15 protein-coding genes are annotated in these 18,597 nt (G+C 52.3%); 2 read left to right on the top strand and 13 right to left on the bottom strand.

The annotated features are described in order from the left end of the window. Nucleotides 1-15: 15 nt before the first annotated feature. From DEP07_RS14870 to DEP07_RS14895, 6 genes are read right to left on the bottom strand one after another with little or no spacing between them, the layout of a single operon-like run. Nucleotides 16-3,249, bottom strand: a complete 3,234-nt coding sequence (locus DEP07_RS14870) for a glycerophosphodiester phosphodiesterase family protein (protein WP_287102669.1) — start codon at nucleotides 3,247-3,249, stop codon at nucleotides 16-18. A 48-nt stretch (nucleotides 3,250-3,297) separates the two neighbouring features. Continuing rightward, on the bottom strand, nucleotides 3,298-4,098 hold the full coding sequence (locus DEP07_RS14875) for a sugar phosphate isomerase/epimerase family protein (protein WP_173598943.1): 801 nt from the start codon (nucleotides 4,096-4,098) through the stop codon (nucleotides 3,298-3,300). 10 nt (nucleotides 4,099-4,108) lie between these two features. Then, on the bottom strand, nucleotides 4,109-5,161 hold the full coding sequence (locus DEP07_RS14880; RefSeq protein WP_229049777.1) for an ABC transporter ATP-binding protein: 1,053 nt from the start codon (nucleotides 5,159-5,161) through the stop codon (nucleotides 4,109-4,111). Next, complete coding sequence (locus tag DEP07_RS14885) at nucleotides 5,162-5,953, bottom strand: ABC transporter permease (protein WP_122962313.1); 792 nt, start codon at nucleotides 5,951-5,953, stop codon at nucleotides 5,162-5,164. After that, the gene (locus DEP07_RS14890) at nucleotides 5,953-6,768 is read right to left on the bottom strand and encodes an ABC transporter permease (RefSeq protein ID WP_122962312.1); all 816 of its coding nucleotides are present in this window, start codon (nucleotides 6,766-6,768) and stop codon (nucleotides 5,953-5,955) included. The genes DEP07_RS14885 and DEP07_RS14890 overlap by 1 nt, the downstream gene beginning before the upstream one ends. Before the next feature lie 12 nt (nucleotides 6,769-6,780). Then, nucleotides 6,781-7,824: an extracellular solute-binding protein gene (locus tag DEP07_RS14895; protein ID WP_122962311.1), complete on the bottom strand. Its 1,044-nt coding sequence runs from the start codon at nucleotides 7,822-7,824 to the stop codon at nucleotides 6,781-6,783. Between the two features lie 292 nt (nucleotides 7,825-8,116). Between DEP07_RS14895 and DEP07_RS14900 the strand changes: the two genes are divergently transcribed. Further along, complete coding sequence (locus DEP07_RS14900) at nucleotides 8,117-9,439, top strand: hypothetical protein (RefSeq protein WP_287102670.1); 1,323 nt, start codon at nucleotides 8,117-8,119, stop codon at nucleotides 9,437-9,439. Between the two features lie 79 nt (nucleotides 9,440-9,518). Beyond that, on the top strand, nucleotides 9,519-10,031 hold the full coding sequence (locus DEP07_RS14905; protein WP_122962309.1) for a hypothetical protein: 513 nt from the start codon (nucleotides 9,519-9,521) through the stop codon (nucleotides 10,029-10,031). Nucleotides 10,032-10,094: 63 nt separating this feature from the next. Here DEP07_RS14905 and DEP07_RS14910 read toward each other — a convergent pair whose 3' ends face one another. From DEP07_RS14910 to DEP07_RS14940, 7 genes are all read right to left on the bottom strand, one after another. After that, nucleotides 10,095-11,792: an amylo-alpha-1,6-glucosidase gene (locus DEP07_RS14910; protein ID WP_287102671.1), complete on the bottom strand. Its 1,698-nt coding sequence runs from the start codon at nucleotides 11,790-11,792 to the stop codon at nucleotides 10,095-10,097. Next, nucleotides 11,782-12,453, bottom strand: a complete 672-nt coding sequence (locus DEP07_RS14915; RefSeq protein WP_274874607.1) for a YesL family protein — start codon at nucleotides 12,451-12,453, stop codon at nucleotides 11,782-11,784. Before DEP07_RS14915 ends, DEP07_RS14910 begins: the two co-directional genes overlap by 11 nt. Nucleotides 12,454-12,466: 13 nt before the next feature. Next, entirely contained in the window at nucleotides 12,467-13,279 is an 813-nt protein-coding gene (locus DEP07_RS14920; RefSeq protein ID WP_083955838.1) for a carbohydrate ABC transporter permease, read from the bottom strand. Next, nucleotides 13,276-14,196, bottom strand: coding sequence for a carbohydrate ABC transporter permease (locus DEP07_RS14925; RefSeq protein WP_173597297.1), 921 nt, complete (start codon nucleotides 14,194-14,196; stop codon nucleotides 13,276-13,278). The genes DEP07_RS14920 and DEP07_RS14925 overlap by 4 nt, the downstream gene beginning before the upstream one ends. Nucleotides 14,197-14,253: 57 nt before the next feature. Next, nucleotides 14,254-15,555 carry an ABC transporter substrate-binding protein gene (locus DEP07_RS14930; RefSeq protein WP_287102672.1) on the bottom strand — a complete coding sequence of 434 codons (1,302 nt, stop codon included), beginning with the start codon at nucleotides 15,553-15,555 and terminating at the stop codon, nucleotides 14,254-14,256. A gap of 119 nt (nucleotides 15,556-15,674) precedes the next feature. Further along, the gene (locus tag DEP07_RS14935) at nucleotides 15,675-16,865 is read right to left on the bottom strand and encodes a response regulator (protein WP_173597234.1); all 1,191 of its coding nucleotides are present in this window, start codon (nucleotides 16,863-16,865) and stop codon (nucleotides 15,675-15,677) included. Next, nucleotides 16,837-18,570: a cache domain-containing sensor histidine kinase gene (locus DEP07_RS14940; protein ID WP_217022004.1), complete on the bottom strand. Its 1,734-nt coding sequence runs from the start codon at nucleotides 18,568-18,570 to the stop codon at nucleotides 16,837-16,839. The genes DEP07_RS14935 and DEP07_RS14940 overlap by 29 nt, the downstream gene beginning before the upstream one ends. Between the last annotated feature and the right edge of the window lie 27 nt (nucleotides 18,571-18,597).

Consider the following 18,597-nt stretch of genomic DNA (forward strand, 5'->3'; position numbering starts at 1 on the left):
TGTTTCGCGAAACAATTAATTGACCTTCACTTCGATCACGGTCGTGACCATTTTCCACGTCTTGCCGCCAGATGGCACTTCCACACTCAGTTGAACCTTGGCTGTGCCAGCCTTTTTGGCGATCAGGCTCTTGCCGTCTGCTGCCACTTCCACTGCGGCGTCATGGTTGTCAATCAGGCGAATGCGGGCTGGCGCCAACTGGTCTTCCGCCACGCGATAGTCGATGATCGCTTCGAGCGGCTTCACTTCACCTGCGGTCAATTCCAGCGAGCTTTGCGGCGCATCGACGCGAATTGGCGCTGTCAGCAAACGTTGTGCGTAGTCGGTAACAACCCCGCTCACACCTGTACGCAACGCTTCTTCAATCTGCGCATTTTCGTTTACGGTGTACACGCCGAGCGGCAATCCGCGATGCTTGGCGTAGCGCGCCAGCTCCGGTGTCAAAATCGCCTGGTCGAGGAAGTATTGGGCATTGAGCTGGATCGCATCTGTGACGAGCTTCTCCGCGTATTGATCCTTCTTCGTTTCCGGCTTGGAGCCGCTCAGCACATAGCCCAGCCCGACTTCCGGATTCAAAGCAGCAAAACGGTTCAATACTTCCGAGCTGAAGCTGCAAAGAATGACGTCTTCCACCATGTCATGCGCTTCAATGGCTTCGATGATTTCTTTTTCGTAGCCGATGCTTTTTGCTTCCAGATCGAGTACGGCTTTGCCTTTTGCCGCTTCCAGCAGCTCGTCGAGTGTAGGGATGCGGGCATCTGTAATCTCAGGCTGGTACCAGTCCGGGTTTTCCGGGTCTTGCTTGTTGGCAACCAGTGCGCGAAGCTCTGCCAGCGTGTAGTCTTTTACTTTTCCCGTGCCGTTTGTCGTGCGCTCCAGCTCAAAGTCGTGAATCAGGACAAGCTTGCCGTCCTTCGTCTTATGAATGTCCGTCTCCACGATATCTGCTCCCAGGTCAATCGCTTCCTGGAACGAATACATCGTGTTTTCCGGCTTTTTGGACGGAATGCCGCGGTGCGCGTAGACGATTGGCGGCTGTGTCAACGTCTCGGTCGGATAGGCTGCCAGAGCAGACAACACCGTTTCTGGCTGTGCAGAGATGATTCCGCGCACACCCATGCTGACCAGATCGTGATGCTGCACGGTTCCGGCTTTTTCGATTGCCCATACCGTAATTCCCCGCAGACGGAAATAGCGAGCCACTTCCGCATTCACACGGTCGTAAGGCAAAATCAGCACGTTCGATTTGCTGGCGCGCACGGTTTTTACCAACTGCTTTTGCTTGGCCAAATCAAGCTCGTCCACACCGTCCAGGATCGCGCCGCGGTATTCATCGTTTTTCTCCCGCATTGCACGGACAATCTCCGGGTTGCTCGATACGATGTGCACATCCGTCAAGGAACGCTCTGTCAACAGTTGGTCAACAGCTGGCACCAGCTCCTTCGATTCGATGGACAAAATCGGAATCGCTTTGTTCGCCAATTGATCGAGGGCATCGGCCAAAAGCGGTCTGTCTCCCGCCGACACAATCAGTTGTCCGTCAATATTTTTGCCCACCATCAAAAATACGGAGGAAACACCGGACGAAGCCAATGCCGAGACATCGCCGGATTGATAGCAGCCAATTACTGTCACTGGCGATACGACACCAGTCTCTGGCTCCTTCACGATCAGGACGTTGTCTTTCAAATCGGATTTCGGAATTTTGTCTACGAGAGCATCCGGGCCGAACAGAAGACCTCCCGGAGTCGGACTAGGCTGGTCGACAAAATCTTTGGAAGCGTCGTTCGTATCTTCACCTGTCAAGCGTTCCATCGTGTGACCGCCTGCCACTCCCGGGTGTGCCGTTACTTGCGGGAATTTGGCATCGCCGTATACCATGGCGTCAATGACGCGCGCCTCTGGATCAGCCAAAATCACATGATCGCCGCTGTTAGCCAAATACAGGCTGCCAGTAGCCCACTTCGTCGGCAGCATTTGCGGTACATCGTCCATCGACTCGAAAATTTCAAAGTCCGGCTTCGTCTGGTGACGCTCTACGATGCCATCCGCGTAACGGGCGACAACGATTGGCTGGTACGGTTGAATGATTGTCCCCGGCGGGAACGCGTGCATTCCCTCGCTGCCGCCTTTTGTTTCTTCATCTCCAATCAAATAGCCGCTAATGTCGATAGCTTTATCCGATATGTTCGTAATCTCGACAAATTCACCCGTGCTTTCATCAAACAGCGGATCATTCATAACCTCTGTGATGATCAAAGAGTCGCTCGGACCAAAGTCCGGTTCTTCCGGCTCCTTGTCGCTCCACGTTCCCGGACTTGGGAACAGCGAGTAAAAGTCGACCGAAGCATCTCCCGTTTGCTTGATTCGCTGCAAAGATTCGCCCAAGTTGTTCAACGGCTTGGCCGCCTTGACTTTTTTGCCGTTAAAAGTCGTGTCTTTGATGTATGGAACATAGTCGAGAACGTTGTACTTGTCGTCCATCAGCAGCACGTCATCGCCGCCGTTTGCCATGACAATCGTCCCTGTTGCCCAATCGGTCGGCAGCAAATTCGGCACATCCGGGTCGTCTTGCGGGTTGTACTGCTCGACAGGCGGAAGCTCAAAATCGGGAGTATAGCGGTATTTGGCCTTGTTGATCAGCGACGATTGGGCAATCGTGATGGATTGTCCGGGAGCAAGCTTCGTGCCTTGCGGAAAAGCGAACATTCCCTCGCCGCCGCCTCTTGTTTCCTCATCGCCGATCATGTAGCCGCTAATATCGACGGTTTTCGTTCCCAGATTGGAAATCTCCAAAAACTCGGTTCCATCGTCGGAGCCGTCTGCATCGTACAAAATTTCCGTAATTTTGATCGGCGAGTCTTGCGTGATCTGCAAAGCTTCCACGCTCGATACAGCAGGAATTTCCTCTGGAGCTGGCGCATCAGTCGGCACCTCGGCAGGAGCTTCTCCTGGTGTCGTCTCGGCATCACCTGCGGGCACTTCCCCTGGCGCTTCCGGAGTTGCTGGGCCGTTCTCGCCGGCGGTAGCGTCTTCGGCTGCTCCGGTTTCTGGCGCGTCTGTCCCAGTCTCTTCTGCCTTCGTGTCGCCTGCTGTGCTGCTTCCTGCTTCTGTCTCAGTGACCGCTGTCGCATTCTCGGCATGCACCGGGACATTGCTGAGCAGGACGGTCAACGCTAGTACAGATGCTGCCGTTGCCCTCTTTTGCGTTCCTGTTTTGCCTGTTTGCTTCGTCTGCTTTCTTTTCATGCTCCCTCTCCACTCCTTTTGATCATGGTAGTAGTGCGGTTTGTTTGCTTACACGAGCTGCAATCGCTCCAGCAGCATGCTTTTTCCTTGCTGAAGCTTGACCAGCTCTGTGCCCGGCGCATATTCCAAAATCAGCTGGCAATCCGGCGCGGTCTGCGCAAGTGTGGCAAAAACAGGCTCCCAGCTGATGCCGCCTTCTCCAATCGGCAAATGATCGTCTCCTGTTGCGTAGTTGTCATGCAAATGCACGGCAAGCAGTCGGTGCGAAATACTGCGAATGAGTGCCGGAATGTCCCAATCGTTCAAATAAGCGTGTCCGGTGTCGAGCAAGTACCCTGCGACGCTGTCCATTCCATCCAGAAAAGCCGCAAACTCCGCTTCGCTGAAAATCGACGCGCCTTTGTAACCTACATTTTCCACAGCCAGCTTCACGCCGAGCGGCGCGGCTATTTTGCACAGGCGATGAATCGCGTCAGCCGCTCGCATCTGGGCAATTTCTTTGTCAAAGACGGGCGAGAAGCAAAAGCCGGGGTGAATCACGACATGCTCTGCCCCGATGTTATGCGCGAACTGGATCGCTTTCGCGTACTCGGAAAAAGACGCTTCGCGAATCGCTTTGTTCTCGCTGGTCAAGCTGGTGTCCCACGCTGGCGGGTGCACCGTGTACCCTGCGTTGTACTGGGGCAACACTTTGCTCATGCGGGCGATCTGATCGTCCATGGCATCCCATTGCAGCCCGTCCATCAAAAGCTCGATTTTGTCTGCCCCGTGTTCCAGAAGCAGCTCGATATTCGCCTCAATCGGCTGCGTCAAAAGCGCCAAGTCGGAGTAGCAAATTTCTTTTTTCATCCCCGTCACCTCATGCGTAAATGATTTTGTCTTCGCGTATTTCCAGTTGCACCTGATCTCCTTCGTGGATCAGCGTGTCGTTTCCGACGTCGATAACGAGCTTTTGCCCGCCGGACTCGGCAATGACGCGGTAATGATCGCCGAGAAAAATCACGTCCTGCACGCGTGCAGAAAAGCCTGCTTCTTGCGTGAGATATACGTCCTCCGGGCGAAGGAACACGTCGATGTCCGCGACTGCCCGGCTCTCCCCTTTGTACGGAAGCTGGTAAAATCCCAAATCGAGGACGTTGCCACGCTCCGCTGTCTTGACCTTTGCCCGCAAGCGGTTCACTTGCCCGACAAACTGGGCCACAAATGAAGATTTCGGCTTGAGGTAAATCTCTTTCGGCGTACCGCTCTGCTCGATGACCCCTTTGTTCATCACGACAATCCGGTCGGCAATCGCCATCGCTTCTGTCTGGTCATGCGTCACGTATACCGTCGTAATGTGCAGCTTGCGAAACAACTGGGCCAGCTCCAACCGCAGGTGCTCCTTCAATTTGGCATCCAGTGCCGTCAACGGCTCGTCCATCAGCAAAATCATCGGGTCAGTCGCCAGCACGCGGGCAATCGCCACACGCTGCTGCTGCCCGCCAGACAACTGAATAGGCAGTCGCTTGCGCAGCTCCGTCAAGTTCATCAAGGCGAGCAGTTCCTCCAGCTTGGCCTTCTGCTCCTGCTTGCCGATTTTGCGCAGCTTCATGCCGAACATGATGTTTTCTTCCACCGTCATCGTAGGAAACAAGGCGTACTGCTGAAAAACAAAGCCGATCCCCCGCTTTTCCGGCGGAAGCTGGGTAACGTCGCGATCCCCGATCAAAATACGTCCGGCTGTCGGCTGCTCCAGCCCGGCAATCATCCGCAGCAGCGTGCTTTTCCCGCAGCCAGATGGCCCGAGCAGCACCAGCACCTCGCCTGCCGCTACCTGCAAATCGATCGGCTGCAAGGCCGTCGTTCCATCCTGAAAAGTTTTTGATACGCCACGAATGGCAATTTCCATCGATTGCACCGTGCTCTCCTCCATCTACACCCCTCCGTTTCGCGAAAAGGCCGAACTCTGGTTCAGGCGATGCAGCAAGTACATCAGCGGAATCGCCATCGCCAAAAACAGTGTCGTGTACGCACTGCCCAATTCAATCCGCAGCGTCGAGTACGCTTCGTACAGCCCGATCGGCAATGTCACCGTCAGCGGCGTGTACAGGAAAAAGTTCATGTTGAACTCGCCGAGCGACAGCATGAATACCATGACGGCACCGGAGAGAATCGCCCCGCGAATGCTCGGAAAAATCACATGGAAAAAGCGGTACATCGGCCCGGCTCCCAGCGTAGCTGCGCATTCGTCGAGCGTGCGAAAATCTTTTGTCCGCAGCGTGCCGAGCACAGTCCGAAACATCAGCGGAAACGTAATGATTACATGCCCGACCAGCATCAAGGCACCGGATGCGCGCATCGCCGGATACGTCTGAATCAGCGCCAGGGCAATCGCAATGCCTGGTACGGCGATCGGCAAAGACAGCAGTTCCTCCAGCACAAACACCCAGCGGCTTTTCCAACGGTAAAACCAGTAGCCGGCCATCGTGCCCAGCACCGTATTGACCAGCACCGTGCAAAAAGCGAGCACCAGCGTAAAGCCAATCGTATGCCCAAATTTCTCGAATACTTTTGCATACCAGGACAAGGTCACGCCCGCCGAATACATGTCAGCGCCCCAGTACACCGCAAACGATCCGGCAACGGTAAACAACAAGGGAGAGAGGATGAGCGCACTGATCAGAAAAACCAGCACGTAGACCAACGCTTTTCCTGCTGTTTGCATCAAGAACGCCCCTCCTTTTCGACCAGCACGCGATACCCGAGGTTAATCCCCACGCAGACAAGCCCGATGACGACCGCAATCGCACTGGCTACTTCAATGTTGAAATTGAGCGTGAACTCGTTGTACATCAGGATCGGCAAAATATCGAAGTCGTTCGCCAGCGTGAAAGCTGTGCCGAATGCACTCATCGACGTGGAAAAGGCAAGTGCTCCCGCCGAGAGAAAGATCGGATAAAGCGTCGGCAGTACCACATAGCGGATCGCCTGCCATGGCGTAGCCCCGATAGTTCGGGCAGCCTCCTCCAGCGTCTGGTCAAAATCTTTGATCGCCCCGTACAGCGTCATCACAATGCGCGGAATCTCGAAATACAGGTAGGCCAAAAAAATTCCGGCAATCGTGTAGGCAAACACCAGCTTTTTTTCCCCGGTCAAAAGCTCGGACAACATCGGCAAAATGCCCGTCGAACCAAACAAAATAATGATCATGAAGCCAACGACAACGCCCGGAAAAGAGATCGGAAAAGTCAGCAGCGTAAAGTAAAGCGTCTTCCCCGGAAACGAATGCCGGGCCAAAAAGAAGGCGAGCACAGCAGACAAAACCAGCGCAACCAAGGTCACGGACAGAGACAGCCACAAGCTGTTCCACAGCGAGTGCAAATACTGCGGGTTGGTGATGATCTGAGCGTAATTGCCCGCCGTAAGCTCGCCGCCGCGCTGAAAGCTCGCTACGACCAGCACGATGAGCGGATACAGGAAAAAGAACGCAAACAGCAGGAAAATCGGTAAGACAAAGACGGCAACGCCCATTCTTTTCATAGACAAACTCCTCTAGTTGGCAAGAACTTCACTCTTCCAACGCTCGATAAAAGCGTTTTGAACCTGATTCATTTTCGCAAAGTCAACGTCGCGGACGCGCTCATAATCAGCCGCTGGCAAGAACTTGCTTTCGACCTCGCCTGGAATCTGCACGTTGCGGATCGGGCGGACAAAGCCTTTGGCGAACATTTGCTGACCTTCGTCGGAGAGCAGGAAGTCGAGATATTGTTGTCCGGCCTCTTTATGCGGCGCATTTTTGATAATCGACATGGCGTACGGCAGCTTCAGCGAGCCTTCTTTTGGAATGACCACATCGATTGGGCCGTTTTCTTCGTACTTCATCTTGTAGCCGTTGAAATCGGCGTCGATAATGATCGGGATTTCGCCTTTCATCACTTTGGCATTGGCTGTTCCTTTTGGATGGATGACTCCGTTTGCCTCCAGCTTTTTCAAGTAATCGATGCCCGGATTCCAGTTGTCCAAATCGCCGCCCATGGCGAGGTTGGCCGCTACGGTCACGCTGTAGCCTACGGCAGCCGAGGACGGGTCGAGGAATCCGACTTTGCCCTTGTACTCCGGCTTCAAAAGGTCTGCCCACGATTGTGGTGCAGGGGTGCTGCCCAGTGCCTGCTTGTTGACGATGAACGAGATCGCGCCGTAGTGCACTGTCATCCACTTGCCGTCAGGGTCTTTCAACGCTGCGGGAATCTCGTCAAAATGCGGCGGCTTGTAGCCTTCCACCAAATCTTTCTCGACCGCCTGAGAGCCGAAGACGATTCCGTAGTAGACCGCATCGGCGATCGGGCTGTCTTTTTCCGCAATCATCGCTGTCACGGATTGGCCGCTGTTTTTATTGTCATTCGGTACTTCGATCCCGGTCTTTTCCTTGAACGCCTGGCGAATCGTGCCAAAGCTCGCCCACTCATCAGAGTTGTTGTACACAATCGCCATTTTTCCGGCGCCCCCAGCTGCTCCAGTTGCGCTTCCCGCCGCAGAGCAACCGACCATACCCACCATTGCCACTGCCAAGGTCAAGCCAAGCCAACCACGTTTCATCCTCTGATTCCTCCTGTCGTTTTGAGCGGAACACAAAAAGGGAGACACAAAAAAAACACATAGTCCTTCCGCATGCCACCTGGCGCACGTACGAAGAAACTATGGGTTTTCACATGTCTCCACCCAATGGTTCCGAAGCTATTTGCTTGTTGCTTTTACTATAAGCCTTGAATGTTAAGGGAATGTGTTACAATTTTTAATGAATGTTAAAGATTGGTAAAATATTTACAATAAAATGTATAATAAATATACTCAAAGTGATTTAATTACATTTTTTTACTTTTGAGGTAATATGAGTAAACAAAATCTCTTACTAGTTGCTGGCGCACTTCTTTTATCAACTTTAGCTTATCCAGATACCGGAGTAGCAAAAGAGTCTTCTTCATCTATGCTCATCAGTAAAAGTAGTAACGAGCGATTTGTAAAAGAAATCGGAAAATATATTCCCAAGAATAGGAAATCAATACTTAGTACAAACGATCTTGAAAAAATAGCAAATGGCACCGCTCAAGCTCTAATGGAGAGTATGGTTATTTCCGCAGTCGATACAGAATCCCCTTGGGCTGAACAAATAAAGAAAGGCATATTTAAAGTAAAGAAAATTATTCCTGTGCATGACTTGGAAGATCGCTTATCAGAGGTTCTTGTTATTTTCACAGAAGGGTTCGTTATTGTGGACTCCGATAGCGGCGAGCTGCTTCAATTCTCCTTTGAAAAGATTGATTCTTCATATTTCGATAATAACAAAACTTTATATTCTAACCAGTTTCAGCATTTTTCAGTTAATCACGATGGCGTTGTAATTGAAGGTAAGGATAAAGGAAAGTCAATAGATGAATTGAAGAGGGAAAACAATAGCGAGCCAAACAAAAAGAGAATTATAAACACTACTCAGATGCAGAATAAATGGGAGAATACCACTGAAGATACGCTAGATTCACTATTTTCAACTTTTCTTTCAGGTGCTAACGAAGGATACGACGGCGACTATATTACAGATCCAGGCGTATGGTTAAAAAAATACTTAGAAAATGATGGATATACAAATGTCAAAGTATCCGAAGAGTATAGCCAATCTTACTATGTTCCTGAAATAAATCAGGATGATAGTCCATGGGATAACTACGATAATGATTGCGCATTAATTAGCACATTAGAAATTATGAACTATCACTCTAACTTATCCTCTTCCAATAAAAAGAAAGCATACGACGCAATGATTAAATCAAAATACTTTGTTAAACCGGACAACGGGGTCTATCCTTGGGATAATGCTAACTTATACAAAATTGCAGCTAACGCAGTAGGGGATTCATCTCAATCCACAAGTGATGATGAAGAGATAGTCACCCCAGATTACGACGATATTAAAAACTATTTAGATAGTGATGGGCCAGGGTATTATAGCATAGACTCGAAACCTTACTATGATCATACAGTCACTGTTAAGGGAGCCAAAGAATACGAGGCAACTTTTCGAGATAGCAATGATACACGCCACGTATGGACTTACGAGTTTCTTAGGATAAATGATCACTGGGGAGCGACTTCTAAAGACGCTTATATCCGCCCCATTTATTTGTCTACCTACTATGTTTCGATAAAACACAACTAAATAGTATTTCAGATAGTGAAGTGCGGTTTGTTATGACTTTGTATTTCAAAATGCAATACACGCTCACCATGGAGGATCTATGCCAATTCCCCTGTCCCACATTTTTTACTCCCTGTTCTTTCTTGTCATCTTCCTAATCTACTTTTCTTTGGTACTTCGCCGCGCAGGATGGCGCCAAAGGAAGTGGCAGATCGTATTTGCTCTTTCCTTGCTCATCCTTATTCAATTGTTTTTTTGGGACAGAGAATTTCAACATGCTCTAAAAAGTTATCTGGCCCCTAGCCATTCCTTCCAGTGTGAGGAACTCAAACTGCCACTTCCTGAACGTACAGTTTTTGAAGGTATAACAGACAGCTGCTCACCATTTTATCGGACGTACTCCAATGAGAATGAGTTTAATGCTTTTTACAATGAAGTATTGCCAATATTGAAAAACGAAGGAAAGATTAGCAGCTTTCATGCTTTGGTCAATGAATCAAGTTTTTTAGTTTATGAAGGAGGAAAAATTCTAAAGATACAATATAAGTACTTGAGTAACGATTATTACCGCTTGAAAATTACCTATCCTTATAAAGAAAACCCTACTCCTTAGCAAGGAAGGTGAAAAAGACGATGGCTACGCTCTTTTCCAGCAGCCATCGTCCTTTTTTGTCACTCACACATACTCATGCGCCAGCAGCAAAAACACGCTGGACGTCCACGTAAACGCCCTGTCTCTCAGTCCCGCACCGGACAGGGGATCGAAGTTCTCCGCCATCCCGCTTGCCGCCGCCATGCGGCAAAAGCGTCGGGCAATTTCCTGGGAAAGCTTTTCTTCGCCCGCACGGCGCAAACCATCGACCAACAGCATGGTCACCGGCGCCCAAATCGGGCCGAGCCAGTAGCCATCGCTGCGGTAAAACGGGCTTGCCGGACTCTCCGTAGCCAGTCCGTGGTCCGTTAAAAAACGCTGCTGCACGTCTGCGATCATCTGCTCACGCATCGCTTCGGGCAGCTTTTCGCCAAGCACAAGCGGCATGTAGCAGATCAAGCTGTCGCCCCGAGTGGGCTGGTCGCTCCCCGAACGCGTCGCGAAAAACTTCTTTCCATCCCAATGCTGCGCCAGCAATCGCTGCAAAGTCGCTTCCGACTTTTCTTCCCAGGCTTGCGCCTCGTCATCCCGGCCCAACCGCTTCGCCACTCCCGCCAACACATCCATTTGCAACACGAGATACGCGGGCAAATCCGGGCTTTCAATCGGTGTCCCGTCGAGAAAAACCGTGCTGTTGTCCCAGCCGCAATCATAGCCGTGGTTGTATTGAGGAATGCCGTCCTGATCATCATCGCGGTAGCGGAACCACCAGTCCGTCCAACGGCATAGCGGCTCGTATATCGCTGTCAGCATCTCATCGGTAACATCGTCGTTGCGCGCAAGCATCCAGCCCAGCGTCCAGCCGTGAATCGGCGGCTTGCAGCAGTTCCAGAGCGCATACCTGTCGTTGATAAAATCGGGGAACACGCCGCTCTCATCCTGCCTGTCGATAAACACCATCAACTGATCCCAGGCGAGCGGCAAATTCCAGCGAGTCAAGGCCATCGCATTGAAACAATGATCCCAGCTCCAGATGTTGGTCATCCAGTTTTTCGACATATACATCGCCGGACGCGGCAAATACCCTTCTGGCCTTACGACACACGACCACGTTATATACGCTGCCAGCTCGCGCGCTTCTGCCAGCCCGTCTTCACGAGCAGCTTCCGAGAGTGGAAGCGTCTGTCCCAGCCATTCGCGATACTCTTGCTCCACCCGAGCGCGACCGGAAGCAAAATCAGGATAGCTGCGCTCTCGCCACACCGTCTGAAATTCCTCGATTACGCCCTCCAGCTCACCCGTCTGACCGTCAGGCAAAAACGACAGCTTGACCTGACTGTCTCGCGTCGCCTTCCACGCGTCTTCTACCGCCACTTTTCCAGCAAGCGGTGTCAGTCGAAAGTGCAGCTCGGTCGTAAAATGGTTGACTACCAGGCAGTCGGCTGGTGCTGGCATGACGTAATCCGCGGCCTCCGATTCCAACACCAGCCGCAAGCCGACACCCCGCCCGCGCACCTGAACAAGCTGCGGCTCGCCCATGCACAATTCCAGCTCGCCTTGCTCTGCCCGCAGCACGAGCACAGTTGGCGTAGCGACTACTTCAAAAGGAACTGCCACCCCGTCATCTACCAGCTCCAGTCGAAATACAGCCCCGTCACGATTGTCTCCGCCACGCACATTGCGCAAGTACAGTCCCTCGGCCCGCTTGTCGCTGCCAAGCCGGGAAACGACGAGAAAAGACCCGTATCGGCTAAAAGGAACGATTCCCAAATCAAACTGCATATGTTTCACCCCGTAGTTGCTGTGTAGTTGCTTTGCGCTCGCACTTTTCCAGCAAGCGAACCGTCCGCACTGCCATCCACCAGACAAGCGCACTTGCCCCCAGCAAGATCGGCAGCGCTGGCAAGACAAGCATGACGCCCACGCACAAAAACACGCCGCCGACCGTCACCATAGCGTGCAGGGGAAAAGCCGCCACCGCCCAGAACGACTGCCTGATTCCTGCCCAAAAGCCGCGATCCAAGCGCACAAGCAAGGCAAAAGCGTGACAGCAAATCGCGGTATGCAGAAGACTGATTCCGGCCAACAAAGCTGCGCAAACAAGGCTCCATTTCGTGCCCAGACCAAGGAAAAAAATCAGGTCGCCCCACAACACGACTCCCGACAGCAACAGGGCATATCCCAATAGCTGGCTTCGCCAAAAGTAACGGCGGTACGCATACCAGAAAGCGGCTGCAAGCCCTCTGTCATCCCTGTTTCCGCCTGAGCCTTGCCCGCCAAGCACCTCATGCACAGCTGCGGTCGCCGGAAAAACGCCAAGCACGACGCCTCCCAAAAGCGTGCCGCCGATCCAGAGCAGGTGGGCTACTGCCAGCCGCAACAGCCACTCTCCGCATTGATGAACCGACCAGAATGCCCCTTCCCATTTCTCCCGATGTTTCACCTGCCATGCCTCCTTACTTGATGCCGACCCCTGCCGCGTTGTCGACGATATACCGCTGGGCGAGGAAAAAGAGCACGAGCGGCGGCAGCGAGATCAGGATCGTAACCGCCATCAGCCCGGTCGCTTCCACGTCGTACATGCCTTTGAATTGCGCAAGCCCGAGCGTCAAAGTGTACTGGCTCTGGTCATTCAAAAAGATCAACGGCCCCAAATAATCATTCCAAGTGTTCATAATGTTGAAGACGCTAATCAAAATCAGCGCAGGCATCATCAGCGGAACCACGATGCGCGCGTAAATCTGGAACGGGCCTGCCCCATCGATGCGTGCCGCTTCATCCAGCTCGCGAGGAATTGTCAAAATAAACTGACGCATCAAGAAAATATAGAACGGCGCCCCGAAAAAGGAGGGCACAATTAATGGCTTCAAGGTATTAATCCAGTTCAAGTAATTAAATTCCATATACAGCGGAATCATCGTCACTTCCCACGGAATCATCATCGTCGCCAGCACGACCATGAACAGGAAGTCCCTGCCTTTAAACGTAAATCTGGCAAACCCGTATGCCACCAGCGATGAGGAAATCAGCTGGCCGATCGTCGTCAAGAGCGTCACGCTCAACGAATTTTGCAAAAACAGATTAAACGGCTGCGACATCCACGCATTGGCGAAGTTCTCCCAGTGCAAGACGTCAGGAATCCATTTGGGCGGATACGTGTAAATCTCCTGATCCGACTTCAACGCAGTAGAGACCATCCAGTAAAACGGAGCCAGAAACAGAAAGGAGAAAAAGATCAAGCTCGTATACGATATCGCTTTGCGAATCAAGCTTCCTCCCCTCCCTTGCGATTGTCACCTTCGTAGTACACCCAGCCTCCGGATGTTTTGAAGACGATGAAAGTCAGCACCAAAATGATCAAAAACATAAACCACGAGTTCGCCGACGCATATCCCATCTTGAAGTATTTGAAGGCGTTGTCGTACGCGTACATGGCGTAAAAGTAAGTCGATTGCAACGGCCCGCCCCCGGTGAGCAAAAGCGCCAGGCTGAGCTGCTGAAACGCGCTGATGATCGTCATGATCAGGTTGAACAAAAGCGTCGGGCTGATCATCGGCAGTGTGATGCGAAAAAACTTGTGCACCGTACCCGCGCCGTCAATGGATGCAGCTTCATACAAGCTTTCGGGAATCCCTTTCAGCCCTGCGAGAAAAATCAGCACCATCGAGCCTTGCCCCCACAGACTGGCGATGACCATGGCGACGAGTGCCCACGAAGTGTCATTCAACCAATCCGGCCCGGTAATTCCGATCAGGCTGAGCAAGTAGTTGAAAATGCCGTACTCGCCGTCATACACCCATGCCCAGATCATCGCCAGCGCTACGCCGGAAATCACGCTCGGCAAGTAGAACACCGTCCGGAAAAAGCCGCTTGCCCGCACTTTTTGGTTAAGCATGATCGCCAAAAACAGGGCGATGATCAGATTGAGCGGCACAAACAGCAGGGCGAACTTGATCGTTACCCAAAGCGATTGCCAAAACAGCGGGTCATCGGTAAACATGTTGACGTAGTTGTCCAGCCCGACAAAGGTAACCTCCCCCACTACAGGCCAGTCAAAAAAGCTCATTACGAGCGAAAACAGCATCGGTCCCAGCGTAAAAGCGAGAAAGCCGATGATCCATGGGAGGATAAAAAGATAGGGGGTGAGAAGCGCCCCCCAGTTCATTTTTTTGGGTTGTACGGTCATGGCAGGCTCCTCACGCGTCACGATTGTCTCTGTTTTCACGTCCCTGACATCCTTCCCTTATTTTTGCATGTACTTCTGGGAGTCCTTGACCGCCTTGTTCAGCAGCTCTTCGGCATTTTGGCCCAGCATGATCGCATTGACCGCCGCCGAGAGGTTGCGATTGATCTCGTTCCAATGCGGGTGCAAAAGGAACGCTGGCGTATCGTTCGACTTCTCCAGCATCTTGTAAAACGGAGCGTACAGGGCGTCCTGATCGAGCTTTTTCTCCTGAACCACGCTGATCCGTACAGGCAGATCGGACGTGCGCATTTTGATCGCTTCACTGGAAACGAAGTATTTCACGAACTCCCAAGCCAGCTCTTTATGCTTGGAGTCTTTGGCGATCGACACCGAGGAAGTGGCGATGACACCTTTGCCCTGCTTGCCAGGGAACTGCGGCATTACAACCGTGCCGAAATCGACGTTTGCCTTTTTGTAAGACTCCAGCGACCATACGCCGTTGTCATACATCGCCAGCTTGCCAGCTTTGAACAAGTCGTTTCCGCTTTGCTGATTTTTGCCTCCGACGAGCACCGCGCTCTTTTCCTTCGTCAGATCGCTGAAAACTTGCAAAGCTTGCGCGGTTTCTTTGCTATTCATGAATCCATCGATCGATTTTCCATCCGGGCTGATAAAGCTGCTGCCGTTGCTCCAGACCACTTCCTGCAGGTCGTACGTATCCGGCTCAGAGCGAACGGCAAATCCGTACTGCTTCTTCTCACGGATCGTCAGCTGTTTGGCTGCTGCTTTAAAGTCGTCGTACGTCCAGCCGTCTGTCGGCAGTGGCACATTCGCCTCGTTGAACAGCTTTTTGTTGTAAAACATGACGCGCGTCGAGAACCCGGCAGGCAATCCGTACAAGTTCCCGTTGTAGCGGTTGTAATTCAGGAGTCCTTGATAAAAGTCGTCGATGGCGACTGTCGAATCTTTTTTTGCAAATTCATCCAGCGACTCAAGCGACGCATGGTAAGTCGGGAAATCCCACATGTACATGACATCCGGCGGGTTTTTCGCACCGAATGCCGCGACCAGCTTCTGGTCAAAACCATCGGCATACGCTTCGACCTGCACTTTCACGCCGGGATTTTTTTGTTCGAATTTCTTCGCGATATCTTGCTGAATTTTCAGCATTTCATCCGTGTCCCATGTCGCAAAGCGCAATGTAACCGTTTCCTTTTTTTCAGACGATGTCGGCGTTGTGCTGCCCGTATTACTGCCCGTGTTTTGTGTCTCTGCTGGCTGGCTTTGCGAACAACCCGTCACTACAGCGAGAAGTAGTGCCATCCCGGCTGTCATCCATTTTGACGCCATCTTTTTCATCTGTGCCCCCCCTTGAGTTACAGCCTGATTTTTCTCCATTCTAATGAAAGAAAAAATATGGGGAAACCGCCATCTGTTCGTAATTAGTACGCGAATTTGTTTCCTTTTTCCGGGCCGAATCAAGTTTGCGCGGTGGAGTGGACGATTGTTCGGCCAGACTCCTCTTTTTGTTTGAAACGGTAATGACTGGGACTCATGCCTGTGTATTTTTTGAACCATTTGCTAAAGTATTTGGCGTCAGGCAGACCGACGCGTTCCGCCACTTCCTGGATCGACATCGTTGTCTCGCCAAGCATGCCTTGCGCGATTCTCACGCGACGCTTGTCGAGAAACTCCCCGAAGCTCTCGCCCACGCCTTTTTTAAACAACACGCTAAAGTGGCTGCGGCTCAGCCCCACCTGTGAAGCGACCTCGCTTACCGTCAGCGGCGTGTCCAGCCGATCGAGCGCATAGTGAACGGCCTGGCGAATCGGCTCCTGCCACGCATCCTGCATCACGCCGAATTTTTTCGCCCATTCCGTCTTTTTGTACAGCGTGCGCACCGTCAGCAGCCACTGCTCGCGCCCGCTAAAAGGACCCGCTGTTTCCCAGCTTGTCACGGTTCCAGCCAGCTTCCATTCCACCAGCAGCGATTCCACCTGCCTGCACGAATCAGCGGGACAAAACAGGAAGCGGTGATCTCCACACGGAATCCACTCCCAGGTCGTATCCAGCTCCCGTGACAACATCACCCGCTCCTGCTCTTCCCGATACTCGCCCATGCCTGCCAGCAGCCATACGCGCGTGGCATCGTTCATCCAGCTCCACTGCGCTTCCAGCATGGCAGCCAGGCTTTGCTCAAAGCCGCGATTCAAGCCCGTCAGCCATGTTCCAAATTCGAGCCTCCACTCCTTTTGCCGTTCGCGAGGTTGAGGCGGTTGCTTTTTCTCCCCTGTCAGCTCAGCTCTCATCCTTTGCAGCAGGGAATCCCACTCATCATCCTGAAACTCAGTTTTGAGCAAATAGCCAGACACACCGAGAGAGATTCCCTGCTGGGCGAAAGTAAAGTCGCGGTGGCAGCTCAGCAAGAGCACTTTCGTCTGCGGCGCCTGTTCCTTGACCCGCCTGCACAGCTCCAGACCATCCATTTCCGGCATGACGATATCGGTAATCACAAGCTCAGGTTGAATCTGCATAAAAGCTTCCCAGCCCTTGCGCCCATTCGGGGCATCCGCGACTACCTCCATACCGTAACGACTCCACGGCACCATCGCCTTCAGACCTTTTCGCACCAGCACCTCATCATCCACAATCATTACCTTGATGCTCATCAGGCACTTCCTCCCTTTTCGGCCATGTGATCTGAATCGTGGTTCCTGCTCCTCTGACTGACGAGATGTTCAACCCGTATTCCTTGCCAAAATGAAGCTTGAATTTCTGATCCACATTGAACACGCCAAGACCCCGCTTGCTGGAGCGTTTCAGTTCCGGGTCCAAGAGCTGGGCAAGCCGCTGCGGCTCGATTCCCGCGCCATCGTCGCGCAACAGCAGCGTCACGATGCCTGCTTCTTCCTGAACCGCAATCCGGATGACTCCCTCTCCGTCTTCAAAAGCGTGGAAAAAAATATTTTCCAAGAGCGGTTGGAGCGTCATCCGCGGAATCAAATAACGGCTGCACGCCTCCACGCCGTCCTGCTCAAACGAAAAGACAGGCCCGTAGCGAAACTGTTGAATCTCCAAAAAATGCCCGGCTGTCTTCAGTTCCTTTTCCAGCGGCACCAGCTCCTGCGAGATGTCGAGGTTGCCTTCCAGCACTTTGATCAGGTGGTAGAGCATGCTGCCGATTTCATTCGCTCCGGAGAGCCTTGCCTTCCACTGGATGGAGTTGAGCGTATTAAACAACAGATGTGGGTTAATCTGGTAGTGGACGGCGCGCAGCTCCGCCTCTTTTTTCAATTGCTCGGTTTTGCTCACCTCAGCGACCAGCGTCTGGATTTTCCTGACCATCTGATTGAAGCTCACGCCGAGCCTGCCCAGCTCATCTTCCGTATCGACTGTCGCTCGCGTTTGCAGCTCGCCTGTGCCGACCAGCCGCATCGTTTCTTCCAGCCTGCGAATTTTTCCGGTGATTCGTCGGGAAAACAAATAGGCGAGCATGACTGCCAGCGCTGCCGACAAGACGAGGGCAGCCACGAAAAAAGAGCCAATCACATCGGCAGAACGATTCATCTGCTCGTAAGGCAAGCGCACCTGCATCATCCAGTTGTTCGATTCCAGCGGCTTGTTCCAGACGATGTCGTCTTTTTGTTCGGTAAAACGGCCCGCTGTCTGGTAAATCAGGCGGCCGTTTTCATCGGTAATCGTTACGTACGCCTTCATGTCGTCTTCCAGCTTCTGAAACAGCTGAAACAGCTTTCCGGCTTTCATTTCAATCAAAATCCGGCTGTCCTTGAGCACGCCGTAACCGCTGAGAACAGGCACGACCAGTCCCAGCACCTTTTCGCTATGGCGAAATTCGGTTTGTTCAAACCCGACGTAATGCCGAGGGGTGTAAAAACCGATCCAGCTCTCCCCTGTGAGCTTCGCGGGCAACGCCTTCCACCATTGTTCGCGCTGCAAGTCTTGTCCGTTGATCACATTTTTCCCGAAAAAATACCCCGAGGGCGTCACGATGAAGATGCCTTTCGTATCCTGCGTGCTGTACGCCCCCAAGAAACGTTCAAAGTTTTTTTGCTCCAGAAAGCCCGCGTATGTTTTCGGCTGCTCCTCGCGCATGACGATCAGCGTGGGGTCGGACAAGTACGTGTTGATGTCGTAGGCGATGTAGCGCATTTGACTCAGGTAGTTGTCGATCTGGATTTGCAGCTGTGTCGCAATGTACTCCCCGGATGTGCCAAACTGCTCCCGCACGACCATCGACGACTTCCAGTAAGCCATGCTGCCGAGAATAAACAGCGGGATGATGGCGGCGATGAGCATACAAGCGAGCAGCTTGGCGTGGATACTTCTGCGCGGAACGAGCAACCATGATTTCATGTGACAGAACCACCACCATTATTCGAT

The sequence above is a fragment of the Brevibacillus sp. genome, assembly GCF_003521185.1.
Taxonomy (GTDB): Bacteria; Bacillota; Bacilli; order Brevibacillales; family Brevibacillaceae; genus Brevibacillus; species Brevibacillus parabrevis.

Coding starts and splice junctions, on each gene's coding strand:
- DEP07_RS14870 (WP_287102669.1), bottom strand. CDS start 3,249: ATGAAAAGAAAGCAGACGAAGCAAACAGGCAAAACAGGAACGCAAAAG.
- DEP07_RS14875 (WP_173598943.1), bottom strand. CDS start 4,098: ATGAAAAAAGAAATTTGCTACTCCGACTTGGCGCTTTTGACGCAGCCG.
- DEP07_RS14880 (WP_229049777.1), bottom strand. CDS start 5,161: ATGGAGGAGAGCACGGTGCAATCGATGGAAATTGCCATTCGTGGCGTA.
- DEP07_RS14885 (WP_122962313.1), bottom strand. CDS start 5,953: ATGCAAACAGCAGGAAAAGCGTTGGTCTACGTGCTGGTTTTTCTGATC.
- DEP07_RS14890 (WP_122962312.1), bottom strand. CDS start 6,768: ATGAAAAGAATGGGCGTTGCCGTCTTTGTCTTACCGATTTTCCTGCTG.
- DEP07_RS14895 (WP_122962311.1), bottom strand. CDS start 7,824: ATGAAACGTGGTTGGCTTGGCTTGACCTTGGCAGTGGCAATGGTGGGT.
- DEP07_RS14900 (WP_287102670.1), top strand. CDS start 8,117: ATGAGTAAACAAAATCTCTTACTAGTTGCTGGCGCACTTCTTTTATCA.
- DEP07_RS14905 (WP_122962309.1), top strand. CDS start 9,519: ATGCCAATTCCCCTGTCCCACATTTTTTACTCCCTGTTCTTTCTTGTC.
- DEP07_RS14910 (WP_287102671.1), bottom strand. CDS start 11,792: ATGCAGTTTGATTTGGGAATCGTTCCTTTTAGCCGATACGGGTCTTTT.
- DEP07_RS14925 (WP_173597297.1), bottom strand. CDS start 14,196: ATGACCGTACAACCCAAAAAAATGAACTGGGGGGCGCTTCTCACCCCC.
- DEP07_RS14930 (WP_287102672.1), bottom strand. CDS start 15,555: ATGAAAAAGATGGCGTCAAAATGGATGACAGCCGGGATGGCACTACTT.
- DEP07_RS14935 (WP_173597234.1), bottom strand. CDS start 16,865: ATGAGCATCAAGGTAATGATTGTGGATGATGAGGTGCTGGTGCGAAAA.
- DEP07_RS14940 (WP_217022004.1), bottom strand. CDS start 18,570: ATGAAATCATGGTTGCTCGTTCCGCGCAGAAGTATCCACGCCAAGCTG.